This is a genomic window from Desulfosporosinus nitroreducens, from assembly GCF_023897015.1.
In the GTDB taxonomy this organism is placed as follows: Bacteria; Bacillota; Desulfitobacteriia; order Desulfitobacteriales; family Desulfitobacteriaceae; genus Desulfosporosinus; species Desulfosporosinus nitroreducens.
On record NZ_JAMHFY010000006.1, the window covers coordinates 209,869 to 227,770 of the forward strand.

Genomic DNA, 17,902 nt, shown 5'->3' on the forward strand with positions numbered 1-17,902 from the left:
GAGATGTGGGATGCCGTAGTGGTGGGGGGCGGCTTAGCCGGTTGGATAGCAGGGATACGAGCCGCCCAACGGGGTAAAAAGGTGCTTTTAGTCACGGAAGGGGTCGGAACGCTCTTTTATTTCTCGGGGATTTTTGATTATGGAGATATCGAGGGTTTGCGTCATTTGCCCAAACATCCCTATACATTATTTAATTCAGAGGCAATTGCTCAGGGACAACACTTCGTTCAAGAAATCTGTCCGGAGTATATTATAAATGAAACACCACAGTCTGCCTTCACTGTCTTAGGTACCGTGCGTCAAGGCGATCTCATGCCTCGCAACATGATTCTTCCGGATCGACAGGAGCAGGGGAGGTTCGTACTCTTAGTGCCCGAAGGATTGAAAGATTTCTTTCCAGAGGTTGTTATTGCTAACATGGCTAGAGAATTCCCGGGTTGGCAGGTAAGTGCAAAGAGGATGCGAGTGGATGCCCTTGCGGAGTGGGTCAAACTGGGTAAAAGTGTATCAAGCATAGATTATTCGGCTATCTGGAGGTCAGAAGAGGGTCAAAGAGTTCTCGCCCATGAAATTGAAGAGATTAAAAGACAGTATCAAGTTGGGAACAAGCCGCAGGAGAAAATCGTCGTGGTGTTGCCTAGTTTGGTAAAGGAGTACGTTGATTTTTCTCGCACAAAACCTTGTATAGAGGAATTTTCTCTGCCGGTCTTGGAAATGAGTTCATTTGTGCCTAGTCCGCATGGCCGTTATTTTGCTGAATATCTGAAGCATAGGTTCACTGATTTAGGCGGTGAATTAATGATCGGGGCTCGTGCAGTATCTTTGAACCAAGAGTCACCGTCGGAAAATAAGGCTAGGACGTGTCAGGAAGTTATAGTGAATAGCAAGGGTAAATCGCTTTGTTTAAAAGGCAAGAAGTTTATCCTAGCTACAGGCGGGCTCTTAGGAGGGGGAATCAAAGTTGGTATGGCAAGAAAATCGATACACGAAGGGGTTTTTGATCTGCCTCTATTTGTACCGAAAGAATGGAGTGAGCCCCAGTTCTTTGCTTCTCAACCGTTTGCCCAGATCGGCGTAGAAACAGATGAATTAATGCGTCCGCTTGATCCCGCACGTGGAGAAGTGGTGTGGGATAATGTCCATGTCGTCGGAAGAATGCTTGCCCACTGGGATCCTTGGACCCAAAGATGTGGCGGAGGGGTATCGGTCACATCTGGTTACGTTGCAGCTGAATTAGTTTAGTTTGACGAAGCATTTAAAAGGAAAGGGGGATCCTTGACTGTGGATTCAAGAGATGAATTGGCAGCTCGACTGGATGCTTGTCAAAAATGTAATATGTGTACTGCTCAATGCCCGGTGGCTAAAGTTAACCCGCGTTTCATTGGGCCAAAAGGTTTAGGCCCGGATATGGAACGTTTTCGCAGGGGTCAAATCAATCTAGATGAAACAATGTTGGATGATTGCAGTAATTGTAAGACCTGTGAGTTAACGTGCCCTTCCGGCGTCAAAATAACGGAGATGATTCTCGGGGCAAGAAGAGCTGCTAGTAAAGCACGGCATAAAAATACAATGGGATTAAGGTTGGGCCTAAGAGGGTATATTTTGGGTCGGAATGAATACCTTGGCAAGCTTGGAGTTATATGGCCCACTCTGACTAATCAAGTTTTAAAGATTAAATTAGTGCGTTTAGCTCTCGATAAAACACTGTCTATCAGCAAGAATGGACCTTTACCTGCGTACGGAAAGCCACTAAAAATACAGCCGGATAAAGTCGGAATTGGTACAAATACCAACAAACAGGTTGTTTATTTCCCTGGTTGTTATACGCGATTTAATGAAGGGGATACAGGGCGTATCCTAATTCGGCTCTTAGAGCATCTGGGATATAAAACGACAGTTCCTGATTTCCATTGTTGTGGTTTACCCTTAGAGGCTAACGGCCAGTTTGGAAAGGCCGACAAAAATGGTCGTTATAATTTAGAGTTAATGCGGCCCTATCTAGAAGCAGGCATACCGGTTATTACATCCTGTACGAGTTGCGGTTTAACACTGAAAGAAGATTATCCAAAATTGGAGACAAGTTCTGCTCAGCTCATTGGAGCGCAGGCCTATGATTTGTTTGAATTCCTGTGGCAACTCCATGAAAAAGGGGAACTGCCCCTTGACTTTCAGGAGGTCCGGGCTTCCTACGGTTACCACCCCCCCTGCCACTTAAAGGCACAAGGGATCGGAACGCCAGCGTTGCGGATTTTGGGGTTAATCCCGGGAGTGAAAATCCGTAATCTCGATGCAGGGTGTTGTGGTTTATCGGGCAGCTACGGTTTTAAGGCTGAAAAATATAAAAAAGCTATGAAAATAGGAAGCAGCCTTTTTGAGGCAATAAATGTAGGTTCGCAACACGGCGATTTCCAAAGTATGACGACAGAATGTGGTGTGTGTAAAGTGCAAATTGTGCATGGTACTGGAATTCCTACTGAGCATCCGGTACACATCCTGGCTAAAGCATATCGTCTGATAGATTAAAGACGAATATATCGTTGTGATGGAAAAATAAGTTTGAAATTAATAGGAGGTTATTTAAATGAGTGTACGAGTAGCAATTAATGGTTTTGGCAGAATTGGTAGGCTTACATTGCGAGCCGCCCTGAATAAATCCCTTCCGTTTGAAGTGGTGGCGATTAATGATTTAGGAAGTCCAGATTTATTAGCTCATTTGTTCAAGTATGATTCAGTTCACGGAGTTCTTCCGAATTCGGTGGAGCTTGATAAAAACAGGATGATTGTAGATGGGAAAAGTATCGAAATTTTGGCTGAGAGAAACCCTTTGGATTTACCATGGCGTAAGCTGGGAGTAGATATTGTCATTGAGTCGACCGGACGTTTCACGAAGCGCGATGCTGCCGCTCAACATTTAACAGCCGGCGCTAAAAAAGTTGTTATTTCTGCTCCCGGCAAAAACGAAGATATTACTGTTGTCATGGGAGTTAACGATGATAACTATGATCCACTGAACCACCATATTATTTCTAATGCTTCTTGTACTACAAATTGTCTCGCGCCCGTGGCCAAAGTTCTACTGGATGCTTTTGGGATCGAACAAGGAATGATGACTACAACTCATTCAGTTACCAATGATCAACGAATTTTAGACCTGGAACACTCAGATTGGCGCAGATCTCGAGCGGCTTATCAATCTATGATTCCGACGACCACGGGTGCGGCCAAAGCAGTTACGTTAGTCATTCCGGAATTAACAGGCAAAATGAATGGATTAGCTGTCAGAGTTCCAACACCGAATGTTTCTTTAGTTGATTTCGTCGCAAATTTATCCAAGTCAACAAGCAAAGAAGAAGTAAACTCAACCTTACGAGAAGCGTCAGAGGGCAAATTAAAAGGATATCTCGAGTACACGGAATTACCCCTCGTATCCCGTGACTTTAATGGTAACCCGGCCAGCTCAATCATCGATGGATTATCCACGATGATGATTGGGGAACGCATGGTTAAAGTGTTGGCATGGTATGATAATGAATGGGGTTATTCGAACCGCATTTTGGATTTAGTCAAGCTGATTGTCGCGAAAGGCTAGCGGGTAAACCATTCTGCACAATAGATACAAAGGAGATAGTTCCTGCGGAATTTACCAGTAGAAAGTGCGTTTTTAGGGTATGTATCCTTTTGAAAAATGTTCTAAGACGTTCCGAAGGGTTTCTGCATGATAGGTACGGAAAAGCTTATGTTATTGAAGCTTTATTTGAGTGCTAGGGGGATGGCAAAATGGATTTTTTGAAAACCATTATGTTAGATAAGAAAATTGGCGCAACGATTCGAAAAATAGAGGATCTGAATGAGGCAATTCACCACCCCAATATTGGTACAATATTTCTTTTGGGTGCAGACATTAATGTACTACCCTCAATAATAAAAAAGATTCAAGCGGATAATAAGATTTTAATGGTGCATCTCGATATGCTCGAAGGAGTGGGTAAGGATAAAGCAGGGATACACTTACTTGCGAGAATGGGCCTGCGAGGGCTTGTTACGACTAAACCGAACTTAGTCAAATTTGCCAGCGCAGAAGGGATGACAGTAATACAACGCTTGTTTGTATTGGATTCAGAGTCTGTTAAAACAGGTATCAAGATGGCATCCACAGTGAAACCGAACGCGGTTGAAATCTTACCAGCAACCGTCCCGCGCTTTGTAATTCAAGATATGAAGGATGCTCTGGGTATCCCGGTTCTCGGAGGAGGTCTATTGAAAACTGAAGAAGACGTAAGGCTTGCCTTGTCAAAGGGGATTGATGCTGTATCTACCAGTTTGCGGCATTTATGGGATATGGACTATTAAGAGCTCTCCCACTTTACTTAAAAAAATCGGGTAAGTTCCTCGCAACTTCGACGAAATCAATTCTCGGTCGATGGTATTTCGTACAGGGCCGTGGGCTTTTGTCGATAGAATGTTTTGAGCTTGCCCACTAAGGATAATATGGATGGTATAAGAAAGGTACTGTAATGAGAAGGACAAAAATTATTTGTACGATTGGTCCGGCCTGCGAATCTAGAGAAAAAATCCAACGTTTATTTACGGCAGGCATGAATGTTGCACGATTGAATTTTTCTCATGGAACACATGAAGAACATGGTTCGCGAATATCTGTTTTAAAAGAGGAAGCGTTAAAGGCGGGGAAACATTTAGGAATCTTGCTTGATACTAAAGGGCCGGAAATCCGTACAGGTAGGGTTTCTGAGTCAGGAATTACGCTTAAAAAAGGTACAGAGTTTATTTTGGATACGAAAACTGCTCTTGGCTCATCGGAAAGAGTAGGAATTACTTATAAAAGATTATGGCTAGATGTTGTTCCGGGGACCCATATTCTAATTGATGACGGACAGTTGGATCTAGAAGTTCTGGCGGTACAACAAGAAGAGATTAAGACCATAGTGCGTAATGGGGGGATTCTAAAATCACAAAAGGGTGTCAATGTCCCGGGAGTATCGATTAAATTGCCTGGTGTTACGGAAAAAGATATTGACGACATTCGTTTTGGTGTTACTCAGGGAATTGACTTCATAGCTGCTTCATTTACGAGAAAAGCAAGCGATATTTTGGCTGTACGCCAGATTGTAGAGGAAATGGGAGCAACTGTTCAAATTATTGCTAAGATAGAAAGCCAGGAAGGAATAGATAATCTGGATTTAATTCTGGATGTAGTTGATGGGGTGATGGTTGCTCGCGGAGACTTAGGAGTTGAGGTGCCGGTAGAGGAAGTCCCTGTTTATCAAAAAGAGATGATTCGTAAATGTAATCTACTCGGTAAGCCAGTTATTGTAGCAACTCAAATGCTTGATTCCATGATTCGTCAACCACGTCCAACAAGAGCGGAGGCCAGCGATGTGGCGAATGCTATCCTGGACGGGGCAGATGCCATTATGTTGTCAGGTGAAACCGCTGCCGGACAATTTCCGGTTGAGGCAGTAATTATGATGGACAAGATTGCCAAACGCACAGAAACGGCGCTTTTAGCCAATAAGACAACTCGCTATTCCCATCTTAATGTAGCTGAATCTATTAGTTGCGCCAGCTATAGTATTGCCAGAGATCTTAATGCAACCGCGATTCTAACCCCGACACAATCTGGATTAACTGCAAGGATGATTTCTAAATATCGTCCAAAGGCCCTTATAGTAGCGGCCACTCCCTTTCCTGAGGTCGCCCGAAAACTCACTTTGCAGTGGGGAGTAGAACCGTTAGTGGTTCAGGAAAGTTCTGGGACAGATCAATTATTGTCAGTGGCAGTAACTGCCGCGATTGAACAACAGTACATTAAAACTGGGGATATTGTCGTGATTACGGCAGGGGTTCCGGTAGGTAAGGTTGGCACAACTAATATGATTAAAGTCCAAGTGGTAGGTGGAATCTTGGCGAAAGGAACTGGCATAGGCAGAAAATCATATATGGGTACTGCTCGGATAGTCCATCAGCCTGAGCAGGATACCTTTGAAAAGGGCGACATTCTTGTTGCTGGCTCTACCGATGCTCGATTTATTCCGCTAATTGCTCAGGCAGGGGCCTTAGTAATCAAAGAGTCTGGTTTGACCTCACATGCGGCTATTGCTGCTTTAGAATACGGTATTCCAGCCATTATAGGCATTCAAGATGCTCTGACTAAGATTTCTGAGAGACAAAGAATCACAGTAGATGCCCTTTCAGGGGTTATTTACGAGGGAACGGTTAGTATTTTATAATATTGTGAAATGATCCACACGCTAAGGCGGCTAAAAGCAGTGCAGAGCAGGAAGAACTGTATGATTAGTCCTTGCTGGGCAGGAAACGGCAACTTGGTGTAGAATTAGTATAAGTTGGGTTAATTGGAATTATTAATTCCCCGGGGGAGTAAGAAGGGTCTTTCTACGGTATACTAAGGTATATTTTTGTACTGTCAGAAAGTATGAATCTTGGGGTAAAGTAGCAATCCTTGGTCATCGCCTGACGGCTTAGCGTTAGTCAAGTTTTCTTTATCTTTATTCTGAACCCTTGGATCAAGGTGAAAGGGGATTTTTGTATGAACAAAAAGAGTGTAAAAGATGTAGAGGTACGTGGAAAACGAGTACTTGTTCGAGTAGACTTTAATGTCCCTTTAAATGAGCAAGGACAAATTACTAATGATAAACGAATACAAGCCTCACTCCCTACTATTTTGTATCTGGTAAGAGAAGGAGCACGTGTCATTCTTGCCTCTCACTTGGGGCGCCCTAAAGGACAAGTTAATCCAAAGTATTCTTTAGCGCCTGTTGCTGAGCATTTAAGCGAACAGCTGGCTCAAGCAGTGCCCTTTGCTAAAGACTGTATTGGGGATGTAGCGATGGAAGCTGTCAGTACGTTGCAAGACGGGGAAGTCCTCTTACTAGAAAATGTCCGTTTCCATGCAGAAGAAGAGAAAAATGATCCTGCATTTGCGAAAGAATTAGCTGGGTTGGCAGAGTTGTTTGTCAATGATGCCTTTGGAACCGCTCATCGTGCCCATGCTTCAACCGAAGGGGTTACGCACTATATACCAGCCGTTTGCGGTTTACTGATGCAAAAAGAAGTTGACTTCATGGGCAATGCTCTGGAACGGCCGGAACGTCCCTTTGTAGCCATTATCGGCGGTGCCAAAGTAAGCGACAAGATCGGCGTCATTGAAAATCTTCTGGAAAAGGTTGACGCACTGATCATCGGTGGGGGGATGGCAAATACCTTCCTTAAGGCTCAAGGATTTAACGTGGGAAAATCCCTTCTTGAAGAGGAAAAAGTGGAGTTGGCAAAGCAACTCATTGAGAAGGCCAAGGCTAAAGGGATTGAATTGGAACTACCGATTGATGTGGTCGCAGCTCTTGCTTTTCAAGCGGATGCCCCTCATCGTACGGTGAAAGTGTCTGAAATTGGGGAAGATGAAATGGCCCTAGATATAGGTTCGGCCAGTGCTGAGAAATTTGAGGCCCGCATTTCGACGGCTAAAACGGTGATTTGGAACGGCCCGATGGGTGTTTTTGAAATGGAGGCCTTCGCTAAAGGAACTGAGCGAGTCGCTCAAGCGGTTGCAACTTGCGGCGGGATCACGATTGTTGGCGGAGGAGATTCGGTGGCAGCTGTAGAGAAAATGAAAGTAGCGGATCGCATGACCCATATTTCTACAGGGGGCGGAGCTTCACTTGAGTTTCTAGAAGGGAAAGTGTTGCCGGGTGTCGCAGCTCTGCAGGACAAAGAATAATCTGAAGTTTAATTATATGAATGGAGATCTTTTGTTGCACCTCGTGCATAGAGTGGGAAGAACCGTTATCGAACTGAGCATATTTACATAATTAAAATGCAAAAGATACAAATTACTATTAAGATGGAGGTATCAAACAAAGTGGCTAATCGACGTCCGGTTATTGCCGGCAACTGGAAGATGTTCAAAACTATAAGTGAAGCAGGGGACTATGCAGTAAAGTTCTTGGATGAGGTTAAGGATGTTACTGATCTGGATATAGTCCTTTGTGCTCCGTTTACAGCCCTTCATGCCCTTAAAAATGAACTGGAAGAAAGTATTGTCCACATAGGTGCTCAAAACATGGCCTGGGCAGACCAGGGTGCTTATACTGGAGAAATCTCAGCTCAGATGTTGCTTGATGTAGCATGTACATATGTCATACTCGGCCACTCGGAACGGCGGGAAATGTTCGGAGAAACGGATCAGGAAATTGCTAAGAAAGTGCAGCAAGCTTTAGCGGTAGGATTAACTCCCATTCTTTGTTGTGGAGAGAATTTGAACCTTCGTGAAGAAGGGCAGGCAGTCGAGCGGGTACAAGGTCAAGTGTCTCGCGCTCTTTCCGGCTTATCAATTGAAGATTTGAGTCGTATAATAGTTGCATATGAGCCTATCTGGGCGATTGGCACTGGGAAGACAGCGTCGAGTCAAGACGCCCAAGAAATGTGTGCCGCGATTCGTGCCACTCTGACTGAACTTATGGGACGAACCGCGGAGAAAGTGCCTATTCTCTATGGCGGAAGTGTCAAGGCTGAAAATATAGGGGAACTGATGAAAGAGCCTGATGTCGACGGGGCTCTAGTCGGTGGGGCAAGTCTTGATCCGCTTAGTTTTGCCAAGCTTATCAAAAACGCAGGTCCTCTCGTGGCCCGCATGGAAGGAATATAGTAATGGAAGTTGCCAAACCACTTTTTCTCATGATTCTAGATGGCTGGGGTTGCCGAGACGCTGTTGAAGGCAATGCTATTGCCCAGGCGAATATTCCTAATTTCAAACATCTGGAAAGTAACTATCCTTATACTACCCTTCAGGCATCTGAAGAGGCCGTAGGACTGCCGGGCGGACAGATGGGGAATTCTGAAGTTGGTCACTTGAACATGGGGGCAGGACGGGTCGTCTATCAGGAGTTAACTCGTATTTTCAAAGGGATTCAGGATGGAACATTATTTGAGAATTCCGTCCTGCTCGAGGCCATGGATCAGGCCCGAGTACATAACAAGGGACTTCATCTAATGGGCCTGCTCTCCGATGGCGGGGTTCATTCTCATATTGATCACTTATTCGCACTGCTGGAGATGGCTAAGAAAAAGGACTTAAAAAAGGTGTATATCCACGTTATTCTCGATGGCCGGGACGTCTTACCTCAGAGTGCCAAAGACTATATTGTCCAACTCGAGGAGAAGATTAAAGAACTGGAAGTGGGAAAGATAGCATCAGTAAGCGGTCGTTACTACGTAATGGACCGGGATGAGCGTTGGGAACGCCTAGAAAAAGGATATCGGGCGATAGTTTACGGGGAAGGGAAGCACGCCGCAGGGGCCCTGTCAGCAGTGGAATTTTCCTATGATACCCGTGTCACCGATGAATTTGTGTTGCCTACGGTAATCGACGATCAGGAAGGGAACCCGGTGGGCCGAGTTCAAGAGGGTGACAGTGTCCTTTTCTATAACTTCCGTTCGGACCGAGCTCGTGAAATCACACGTGCTTTTGTAGATGAAGAGTTTTCAGGATTTGAACGACCCAATCGCCCCCATGTCCACTTTGTATGTATGACTCAGTATGATGAGACGATTCCTGCGCCTGTAGCATTTCCTCAACAGAACTTGGACAACACTTTAGGAGAAGTGCTTTCAGATCAAGGGCTAAAGCAGTTAAGAATTGCAGAGACAGAAAAATATGCCCATGTAACCTTCTTCTTCAATGGCGGGCTCGAAGAACCTTATCCAAGCGAAGACAGAATCCTTATTCCTTCGCCAAAAGTCGCTACTTATAACCTGCAGCCTGAGATGAGCGCCACGGAAATAACTCAAGCTGTCCTTAAACAGCTGCGGGAATCGACGTATGATGTGGTCATTCTGAATTTTGCTAACCCCGATATGGTGGGACATACGGGGATGTTTGAGGCAACAGTCAAAGCAGTAGAGGTGGTCGACCAATGTTTGGGCCAAATTTATGAGGAACTTATAAAAATGAATGCTACCCTCCTCGTGACTGCGGATCATGGGAACGCTGAAGAAAAAGTGGATCCTAAGACATTGTTCCCCATAACTGCCCACTCCACTAACTGTGTACCGTTTATTCTTGTTGATGAAAGGGTTAAAGGACAAGCACTGCGCAAGGGTGGAGCATTGTGCGATGTGGCTCCCACTATCTTAAAACTACTTCAGATTCCCATTCCTAAGGAAATGACAGGAAAGCCATTGCTCGAATCTTAAGCTATTTACTAGCCTTGGAATTCACGAGGCTTAAGACATAGGCAGATATGTTCTATCCATTCAATGGCGCTAGAAGCACTCAGCCATCACGGCGCCTTGCCATCGTTGCGGCCCTTTAATCCCGAACATTAAGTTCGAGTCATGGCCAACGTATAAGTGCAACTAAGGCTGCCGCTTGCGCCTGGGTTTTCGCTAGCTAAGTTTTTCTTATATTTTAATTAAGCTAGAAACTCCTCAGTTGGGATTTCTAATAAAAAAGGGGGACATTGATCAATGAGCTTTATTACAGATGTCTATGCACGCGAGATTCTGGATTCACGGGGGAATCCAACAGTAGAAGTCGATGTCGTTCTCACAGATGGAATTATAGGTCGTGCAGCGGTTCCATCAGGTGCTTCAACAGGGGCTTTTGAAGCTGTTGAACTTAGGGATGAAGATGATACCCGTTACATGGGTAAAGGAGTATTGAAGGCGGTTGAGAATGTTAATCTGACAATCGCCCCAGAAGTAGAGGGACTAAATCCATTTGACCAACCCGGCTTAGATCGAGTGTTAATTGAACTTGACGGAACTGAAAATAAAGGGAATTTTGGAGCCAATGCAATTCTCGGAGTATCCTTAGCGGCAGCTAAAGCTGCAGCAGAGTCGTTAGGAATACCTCTCTATCAATATTTAGGAGGGGTAAATGCTAAAGAACTGCCCGTGCCTTTGATGAACATCTTGAACGGTGGTAAACATGCTGATAATAATGTGGACATTCAAGAATTCATGATAATGCCCGTCGGAGCGTCAAGCTTTGCCGAGGCCCTTCGCATGGGGACAGAAGTGTACCACAGTCTTAAAGCGGTTCTCAAGGAGAAATCTCTTGCCACCGCAATTGGGGATGAAGGCGGTTTTGCACCTAGTCTAGAGTCCAACGAAGATGCGTTGTTATGCATAGTTGATGCCATTCAGAGAGCAGGGTATCAGCCGGGTGAAGACGTTGCTTTAGCCCTTGATGTGGCAGCAACAGAACTTTACGAAAATGGAATCTATAATTTAGCCGGGGAAGGGGTTAAGAAGACATCGGACGAGATGATTGATTATTATGAGGGTCTGATCGAGCGCTATCCGATTCTTTCCATTGAAGACGGCCTGGATGAAGAGGATTGGGAAGGCTGGCACAACCTGACTAAGCGCTTGGGAGACAAGGTGCAGCTTATCGGTGACGATTTGTTTGTTACCAATCCAAAACGCTTGGCCCGTGGGATTGAAGAGAAGTGTGCCAACTCGATTCTTATTAAGCTTAACCAAATCGGAACCCTGACGGAAACCTTGGATGCCATCGAAATGGCCAAACGGGCAGGATATACGTCAGTAGTTTCACACCGTTCCGGTGAGACTGAAGACGTTACCCTAGCGCATATCGCCGTGGCTGTGAATGCGGGCATGATTAAAACAGGGGCTCCTGCTCGGACAGAACGGGTTGCCAAATACAATGAGCTCCTCCGAATCGAAGAGGAACTTGGAGAAAGCGCTGTGTATCGCGGTCGCAAAGCTTTAGCGAGATAATAGCTAGGCAAGTTAGCAGAAAGCAAATACATACCCCAATTCAACCCCCCTATGCATGGATTGATTGAGTTTTGCAGGCGCTTGTGCTAAAATGAGCCTATTGATAATTTACAAAGTTGTAGTGATATATAACAAAGGGTTATCTTAGGGGGGTGAATTATTTTGCAAATTGCTTTGATAATTCTTTTAATCCTCAGTTCGATAGGACTGATTGCAGCAGTACTGCTTCAGTCTGGAAGAAGTGCAGGATTATCAGGAACTATTACTGGCGCCGGCGAAGCTATCTTTGGTAAGAAGAAAGGTATGGATGAATTATTCGCCAAACTCACGGGAGTTTTAGCGGGTGTCTTCTTACTAAGTTCTTTAGGCCTAGCTATTATTGCTTAAGTCTAAGAGGTTAGATTGCTTCTTTATACTGTACCAAAATCAATGAGGGGCACTTCGTATGAGGTGCCCTTCTGTGCTATTCTTTATCCACTTGCGGATAATATTTTTTCTATAAAAATATGTGTTTCGAACTTCTTAAATAAGGATAGTTTTAAGTAAGGATGATCTCCAATGGAGGTTATCGCCAAGGCCTATCCATAGAAAACTTAGCGGTGAAGGATATAGCTTCTCTAACACATAGATCCTTCTAGCAAATTCATTTATTTGATTCTGCGTTATTGACGCATCGATGTTCAGCTTTAACCGAGAGTTTAAATGAGTTTGCTCGAGTTTTTACACAAAATAATAGTAGTCCGGTCGGATATTCGGGTATCGCACATCGACTAAGGAGGTGCTTTGGTGGAACCACAAAGACGCTTAGTAGAGCCCTTTTATTTCCTAGGAAACCGTGTAGGCTGCTTGCTCATTCATGGCTTTTCGGGATCTCCTTCAGAAATGCGTTTAATGGGTGAACGTTTAACTAAGTTTGGATGGTCAGTCCTTGGAGTGAAACTTTCAGGGCATGGAACAAGCCCTGAGGAGATGGCAAAAACGAACTGGGAGGACTGGGCTAAAGACGCAGAAGTTGGGGTTAGAAAGCTGAGGGAGTCTTGTGATATTGTCATCGGAGTAGGACTGTCGATGGGAGGATTGTTAGCACTTCATTTAGGGACTCTAGGCATAATCGATGGTCTGATTACTATGAATGCTCCAATGATACTTGCTGACCGGAGAACTCGTTTCGTCCGGTTCGTTAGACCATTTATGACGTATGTTGAAAAACCAAAATCAAAACCAGTTGCAACCGTAGCTAAATCAAAAACAGCCTCATCAGTAACGGAACCAAAAGCGGAGCGTTTTGTCTATGAACGGATTCCGGTGGATGCCCTGATTTCTTTGAATAGAGGGATTCGCCAGGTGCGCAGTAAACTTCATACAATTAAGTGCCCGGCTTTATTAATGCAAAGTACAAGAGATTTAACAGTTAACCCTATCAGTGTTGAAATCATTAGGAAGAAAATTCAGCAGGTTAACCCAGGCGTGATTTATTGGGAAAAATCCGGACATATTTTAACACTTGGGCAGGAACGAGATGAGGTTGTACTAAAGGTTCATGAATTTATTCAGAGGTTTGTCGAGAAGAAGGAATCACAACAGTCATGAGCGGATATTTTTGAAAGACATAAACTGATGTAATTGTGTAACCCAATAATAGCTACCGTTAAAGGGTACATAATTGGGAAATAGGTCCTTATAGTAAGGAAATAATTTTGATTTGGAAAGTGAGCTGGAGATGGATATGATGACGCGTGAAGAAGCTTATATGGAATTAACGAAGTATGTTGACAATAAAAACTTACTAAAACATATGATCTCAACAGAAGCAGTCCTTATCCGTTTGGCTAAGCTTTTTGATCAAGACCCCGATTTGTGGGGCATGGCGGGCCTTCTCCATGATATCGATTATGAGGACACAAAGGAACTGCCGGAAGAACACTCCCTTAAAGGAGCAGAAATATTAGAGAATATGGGTTTTTCGGAAGAGCTGGTGTATGCAGTGAAAGTTCACAATGAGAGGCACGGACTCCTGCGTAACTCCTTATTAGATAAGGCCCTCTACGCAACTGACCCTATGACAGGTCTCATTGTCGCTGGAGCACTAATTCGACCAGATAAGAAGCTTTCGGGGGTGGATGTTCCCTTTCTTCGTAAGAAATTCGATCAAAAAGCATTTGCGAAGGGAGCAAATCGGGAACAGATTCTCACCTGTAGTGAGCTAGGGCTTTCATTGGAAGAGTTCTTGGGATTTGGCTTAGAAGCAATGCAGGGGATATCAGAGGCCTTGGAACTATAATTCATGAGGACCCCAAGTATTCTAGAATAACATTATTTGGTTAAAATAGGTAATTTGTGATATACTGAAATACTAGATGAGAGGAGGAGTAGTATGCCTTCCGAAGGAATTAAAGTTGTTGCCGACAATAGAAAGGCTTTCCACGATTATCATATCGAAGACCGAGTGGAGGCCGGGATCATTCTTACTGGAACAGAAATTAAATCTATTCGTAGCGGACGGGTAAATTTAAAAGATAGTTATGCACGTTTGGACAATGGCGAAGTTTGGGTTCACCAGATGCATATTAGCCCTTATGAACAGGGAAACAGATATAATCATGATCCACTTAGACCGCGAAAACTTTTACTTCATCGTGCCGAAATTAATAAACTGATTGGCAAAATTCAGCAACAAGGGCTAACCCTGATCCCCATTAAAATATATTTAAAGAAGGGTATGGCAAAAGTAGAATTAGCGGTTGGTCAAGGAAAGAAAAATTACGATAAACGGCAGGCTCTTGCTGAACGAGAAGGTAAACGTGACATTGAGCGGGCACTAAGGGATCGTAATAAAGCTTACTAGAAATGAAATTTAGTTCAAACAAAAAAAGATAATGCGGGAAAGATTGAACTAAAAGAATGTAGGCATTCTTAAATGAGCATCTTTCCATAATAATGTAAAGATTCCATGGATATTCGCTTTGCTTTATGCTTAAATGTGTTATACTATGCATATGGAACTTTTACATGGGGGCGTTTTAGACTCGCTCGGGGAAGCGGTGGCATAGGTTGCGCGTCGAGATTCCACCTGGTCTCGTTAAACGGTGGACCTAATAGTTAACGAAAATAATTACGCTCTAGCTGCTTAAGTGCCGCTAGCATCCTGCCTTCAGAACCTACGATGAAGAACCAGGGTGTCAATTAAGTAGGACGCTCTAATGTCAATGCTCGGAGACATTAGCTAAGATTATCGAGCTAGCCTGAACTGAATCCTTGCCTTTAGGAGTCAAGACTGGCGAAATTTAAATTAAAGGACACACGCGTAGACGCTTATGTGGCAGCTCTTCGATACAGGGGTGCAAGTCCCCTCGCCTCCACCATTAAAAACCCTGTAGGTTATTTCTACGTCAAGAGTGTTAATATTATCTGAAGGGTTAACGATAACCTTATCTACATATTCTTGAAGGATTCTCTTCTTTTCGTTTTCATCATTCGAATAGAGAGCATCCTTTTTTTCTTTTAATAAATTATAAATTGCTTTATCATTAATTTCTGTTTCCTTTTGGAGTATATTTATATGATCCAGTTCTTCTCGAAGAAGTTCAACTTTATTTTGGGCTTCCACAATTCTTTCCTCAAGCCCTTTTATACCTTTACCTAATGCCTGCATCCAATTTTCAATAGTAGACTCAAGCTCTTTTATCTCCTTCTTGATCGGGCCGATATCATCCTGAGTTTCTTTTCTTCGCTCCTGATAAAGTTCTTTGACCCTTATGACAATGCTATCCATGGCCACTTGTGAGAAACAATGAAAGGCAAGTTGCTCGATTACTATGCGTTCAAGATCCTCCTTCCGCATACTAGAATTTTTGCATTTTCCGGAACATTTGTAATAACACAAAAGGGTATTCTCTTTGCTTTTAGAATTCCTATAAGAGTTCCCATTATAAGGAGCTCCACATTTTCCGCAGAAGACTTTTCCGGTAAGTAAATAGTTTACTTTAGCTTTCATTCGGCCGGGCTTATATTTCTTCTTGTTTATCAATTCATTCACTTCCCCAAAAAGGTTAGAGTTAAGAACTTTAGGGATAATTCCCTCTTTGATAACTTGTTCTTCGATGGGTTTCTTTTTGCTAGTATTACGCCGGCCGTCGACATCTTTAGAACTTGCCACATTAAACACGTAGTCCCCATTATATTTTCTATTAGTATCCCAGCCATAAAAGCTGTCTCTAGTAAATTTTTTTCCGGTTTGTGTCCTATACCCTAAATTGTTAAGCATTTCAGCAATGTTCTTACGTGATATCCCGTCTCTCCGTCCTTCAAAATAGATTTGGACAGCTTTATATCTAGTCTCATCAAGCTCATATCTACGGGTTTCTGGATTAACTTTGAGTCCATAAGGAGGTCGCCCTCCAGTATGTATTCCTTGGTCCGCATTTTCAAACATACCTTTCATAACTTCTCGAGCAAGGTCTAAACTATAGTATTCATCCATTCCTTCCAGTAGGGCTTCTAATAAGATTGATTCAGGGGAATCATCTAAAGGCTGGAGTACGCTTTCTACGCGAACTCCGGCCTTTTTTAGCATGCGCTTATAGATAGCTGAGTCATACCTATTGCGGGCAAAGCGATTAAATTTATGTATGATAATTACATCAAAAAGACCACGCTTTGCGTCACGAATCATCCTTTGAAAATCATCTCTTCGATCATTTCTACCTGTTAGTTCTTCATCTTTATATTCTGCGACAATCAAATAGCCTTTTTTCTTAGCATGTTCCCGTCCTGCTCGAAGTTGGGCTATCGTGGATTCTTCACGCTGATTATCCGAGCTATAGCGTGCATAGAGAGCTGCACGGATACGAATTTTGTTCACGAACCATCACCTTTTTCATCTGTTGCTTATCATTTAAGGTTCTTAATAAATATTTAGTTTTAGTATAGGTTTTTACATAGCTGATTTTTCTTCAAAGTAATCATCTAATTCGTTTATTTGATCATCATGGTATATATTATCTTTTATACTCTTATAAGTCATGTCAGCGTTTTCATCGCCAAGCCATTGGATATAGTCAACGATCACTCGTTCTAAGCCATGGTGCTCCAATTTATATTGATTAACTTTCGAATTTCTTTTTAATATAAATTCAGGATTCTGCATGCAGAAATGGAATATGGCATTTATTTTTTCAATACCTTCCTTATCTCTAGACTGAACCATTGGAGAAAGTATGATATTCTTCAAAATAAAATTTTTGATCTTATCATGAAGCTTTTCAAAATCTGGACTAAATGTAATTTGGTGTTTGTCTTTGCTAGAGTTTATTACGTCGAGGATTAAGTGATCAATCCAATTGTTATTAAAGGGAAGATCAGTGTTGTCGTCCCATAATTTTCTAAATTCGTATTCCGTTATAAGATCATTCCTTATGCCGTCATCAATATCATGCTTTAAGTATGCAATTCCATCGGCAATGTCTACAACTTGTCCTTCAAGAGATGAGGGCTCATCTAAATTAAAAAGTTCAATTCTTGGAAGCTCATTAAAAAGCACTTTGCATTTCGTATGTTTCAGAACTCCTTCAACAACATCATATGTTAGGTTAAAACCAGGATAAGGTTTTCCATTTAAATCAAGGCGATTACACAAAGTATTACGCAATATCCAGGCACTTTGAACATTGTGGTTAAAAGACATAGTTGTTAGACAATCCTGAAGAGCCTTTTCCCCAGCGTGGCCGTAAGGGGTATGTCCTAAATCATGCCCCAAAGCAATAGCTTCAGTAAGATCTACATTTAATTTTAAAGGTCGTGAAATAGATCTAGAAATTTGGGAGACTTCTAAAGAATGAGTTAAACGAGTCCTATTGTGTTGATCAGATCCACTTGCTTTAAAAATCTGGGTTTTCATTCTTAGCCGACGGAAACAATTTGAGTATAAGATTCTACCGATATCACGTTGATATTCAGTTCTATAAGGATCTGGTTCTTCAACTTTCCAGCGCCTAGAATCCGAAGACCTTTTGGCGGCTGCACATAAATTATCTCTTTCCCAGGTTTCTTGTTCTTCCCTAAATGATGTCATTAATTGTATTCCTCCTTCGTATGTTACTAAATAGTACATATGGATATCTGACTA

Annotated in this window: 14 protein-coding genes, 1 other RNA gene and 1 pseudogene; 14 read left to right on the forward strand and 2 right to left on the reverse strand. The window is 42.9% G+C overall.

What is annotated here, in order from left to right; translation table 11 throughout:
* Window positions 1–3: 3 nt before the first annotated feature.
* From M8E35_RS09490 to ssrA, 14 genes are all read left to right on the forward strand, one after another.
* Window positions 4–1,242: an FAD-binding protein gene (locus M8E35_RS09490; RefSeq protein ID WP_252468649.1), complete on the forward strand. Its 1,239-nt coding sequence runs from the start codon at window positions 4–6 to the stop codon at window positions 1,240–1,242.
* A 39-nt stretch (window positions 1,243–1,281) separates the two neighbouring features.
* Entirely contained in the window at window positions 1,282–2,523 is a 1,242-nt protein-coding gene (locus M8E35_RS09495; RefSeq protein ID WP_252468606.1) for an anaerobic glycerol-3-phosphate dehydrogenase subunit C, read from the forward strand.
* A gap of 58 nt (window positions 2,524–2,581) precedes the next feature.
* The gene (gene gap, locus M8E35_RS09500; RefSeq protein ID WP_252468607.1) at window positions 2,582–3,589 is read left to right on the forward strand and encodes a type I glyceraldehyde-3-phosphate dehydrogenase; all 1,008 of its coding nucleotides are present in this window, start codon (window positions 2,582–2,584) and stop codon (window positions 3,587–3,589) included.
* Window positions 3,590–3,777: 188 nt separating this feature from the next.
* Window positions 3,778–4,350 carry a glycerol-3-phosphate responsive antiterminator gene (locus M8E35_RS09505; RefSeq protein ID WP_252468608.1) on the forward strand — a complete coding sequence of 191 codons (573 nt, stop codon included), beginning with the start codon at window positions 3,778–3,780 and terminating at the stop codon, window positions 4,348–4,350.
* A gap of 164 nt (window positions 4,351–4,514) precedes the next feature.
* On the forward strand, window positions 4,515–6,248 hold the full coding sequence (gene pyk, locus M8E35_RS09510) for a pyruvate kinase (RefSeq protein WP_252468609.1): 1,734 nt from the start codon (window positions 4,515–4,517) through the stop codon (window positions 6,246–6,248).
* A gap of 317 nt (window positions 6,249–6,565) precedes the next feature.
* A complete protein-coding gene (locus M8E35_RS09515) occupies window positions 6,566–7,753 on the forward strand; it encodes a phosphoglycerate kinase (protein ID WP_252468610.1) in 1,188 nt (395 codons plus the stop codon).
* A gap of 141 nt (window positions 7,754–7,894) precedes the next feature.
* Entirely contained in the window at window positions 7,895–8,680 is a 786-nt protein-coding gene (tpiA, locus tag M8E35_RS09520; protein WP_252468611.1) for a triose-phosphate isomerase, read from the forward strand.
* A 2-nt stretch (window positions 8,681–8,682) separates the two neighbouring features.
* On the forward strand, window positions 8,683–10,227 hold the full coding sequence (gene gpmI, locus M8E35_RS09525; protein ID WP_252468612.1) for a 2,3-bisphosphoglycerate-independent phosphoglycerate mutase: 1,545 nt from the start codon (window positions 8,683–8,685) through the stop codon (window positions 10,225–10,227).
* A gap of 273 nt (window positions 10,228–10,500) precedes the next feature.
* Window positions 10,501–11,778 (forward strand): phosphopyruvate hydratase, encoded by a 1,278-nt coding sequence (gene eno / locus M8E35_RS09530; protein WP_073027608.1) that lies wholly within the window; start codon window positions 10,501–10,503, stop codon window positions 11,776–11,778.
* Window positions 11,779–11,940: 162 nt separating this feature from the next.
* On the forward strand, window positions 11,941–12,165 hold the full coding sequence (secG, locus tag M8E35_RS09535) for a preprotein translocase subunit SecG (RefSeq protein ID WP_073027610.1): 225 nt from the start codon (window positions 11,941–11,943) through the stop codon (window positions 12,163–12,165).
* A gap of 399 nt (window positions 12,166–12,564) precedes the next feature.
* Window positions 12,565–13,368, forward strand: a complete 804-nt coding sequence (locus tag M8E35_RS09540) for an alpha/beta hydrolase (RefSeq protein ID WP_252468613.1) — start codon at window positions 12,565–12,567, stop codon at window positions 13,366–13,368.
* Window positions 13,369–13,507: 139 nt separating this feature from the next.
* Window positions 13,508–14,059, forward strand: a complete 552-nt coding sequence (locus tag M8E35_RS09545) for an HDIG domain-containing metalloprotein (RefSeq protein ID WP_252468650.1) — start codon at window positions 13,508–13,510, stop codon at window positions 14,057–14,059.
* 93 nt (window positions 14,060–14,152) lie between these two features.
* Window positions 14,153–14,623, forward strand: coding sequence for an SsrA-binding protein SmpB (gene smpB, locus M8E35_RS09550; protein ID WP_073027613.1), 471 nt, complete (start codon window positions 14,153–14,155; stop codon window positions 14,621–14,623).
* 166 nt (window positions 14,624–14,789) lie between these two features.
* Window positions 14,790–15,140: a transfer-messenger RNA gene (ssrA, locus tag M8E35_RS09555) on the forward strand.
* 497 nt (window positions 15,141–15,637) lie between these two features.
* Here the strand turns inward: ssrA and M8E35_RS09560 are convergent.
* Together M8E35_RS09560 and dgt are read right to left on the reverse strand one after the other, a co-directional pair.
* A pseudogene (locus M8E35_RS09560) lies at window positions 15,638–16,639 on the reverse strand (recombinase family protein); the annotation flags it as partial.
* Between the two features lie 72 nt (window positions 16,640–16,711).
* Window positions 16,712–17,848, reverse strand: a complete 1,137-nt coding sequence (dgt, locus tag M8E35_RS09565; RefSeq protein WP_252468614.1) for a dGTP triphosphohydrolase — start codon at window positions 17,846–17,848, stop codon at window positions 16,712–16,714.
* Window positions 17,849–17,902 lie beyond the last annotated feature (54 nt).

Coding starts and splice junctions, on each gene's coding strand:
- gap (WP_252468607.1), top strand. CDS start 2,582: ATGAGTGTACGAGTAGCAATTAATGGTTTTGGCAGAATTGGTAGGCTT.
- dgt (WP_252468614.1), bottom strand. CDS start 17,848: ATGACATCATTTAGGGAAGAACAAGAAACCTGGGAAAGAGATAATTTA.
- pyk (WP_252468609.1), top strand. CDS start 4,515: ATGAGAAGGACAAAAATTATTTGTACGATTGGTCCGGCCTGCGAATCT.
- eno (WP_073027608.1), top strand. CDS start 10,501: ATGAGCTTTATTACAGATGTCTATGCACGCGAGATTCTGGATTCACGG.
- smpB (WP_073027613.1), top strand. CDS start 14,153: ATGCCTTCCGAAGGAATTAAAGTTGTTGCCGACAATAGAAAGGCTTTC.
- M8E35_RS09515 (WP_252468610.1), top strand. CDS start 6,566: ATGAACAAAAAGAGTGTAAAAGATGTAGAGGTACGTGGAAAACGAGTA.
- M8E35_RS09545 (WP_252468650.1), top strand. CDS start 13,508: ATGACGCGTGAAGAAGCTTATATGGAATTAACGAAGTATGTTGACAAT.
- gpmI (WP_252468612.1), top strand. CDS start 8,683: ATGGAAGTTGCCAAACCACTTTTTCTCATGATTCTAGATGGCTGGGGT.
- M8E35_RS09490 (WP_252468649.1), top strand. CDS start 4: ATGTGGGATGCCGTAGTGGTGGGGGGCGGCTTAGCCGGTTGGATAGCA.
- M8E35_RS09505 (WP_252468608.1), top strand. CDS start 3,778: ATGGATTTTTTGAAAACCATTATGTTAGATAAGAAAATTGGCGCAACG.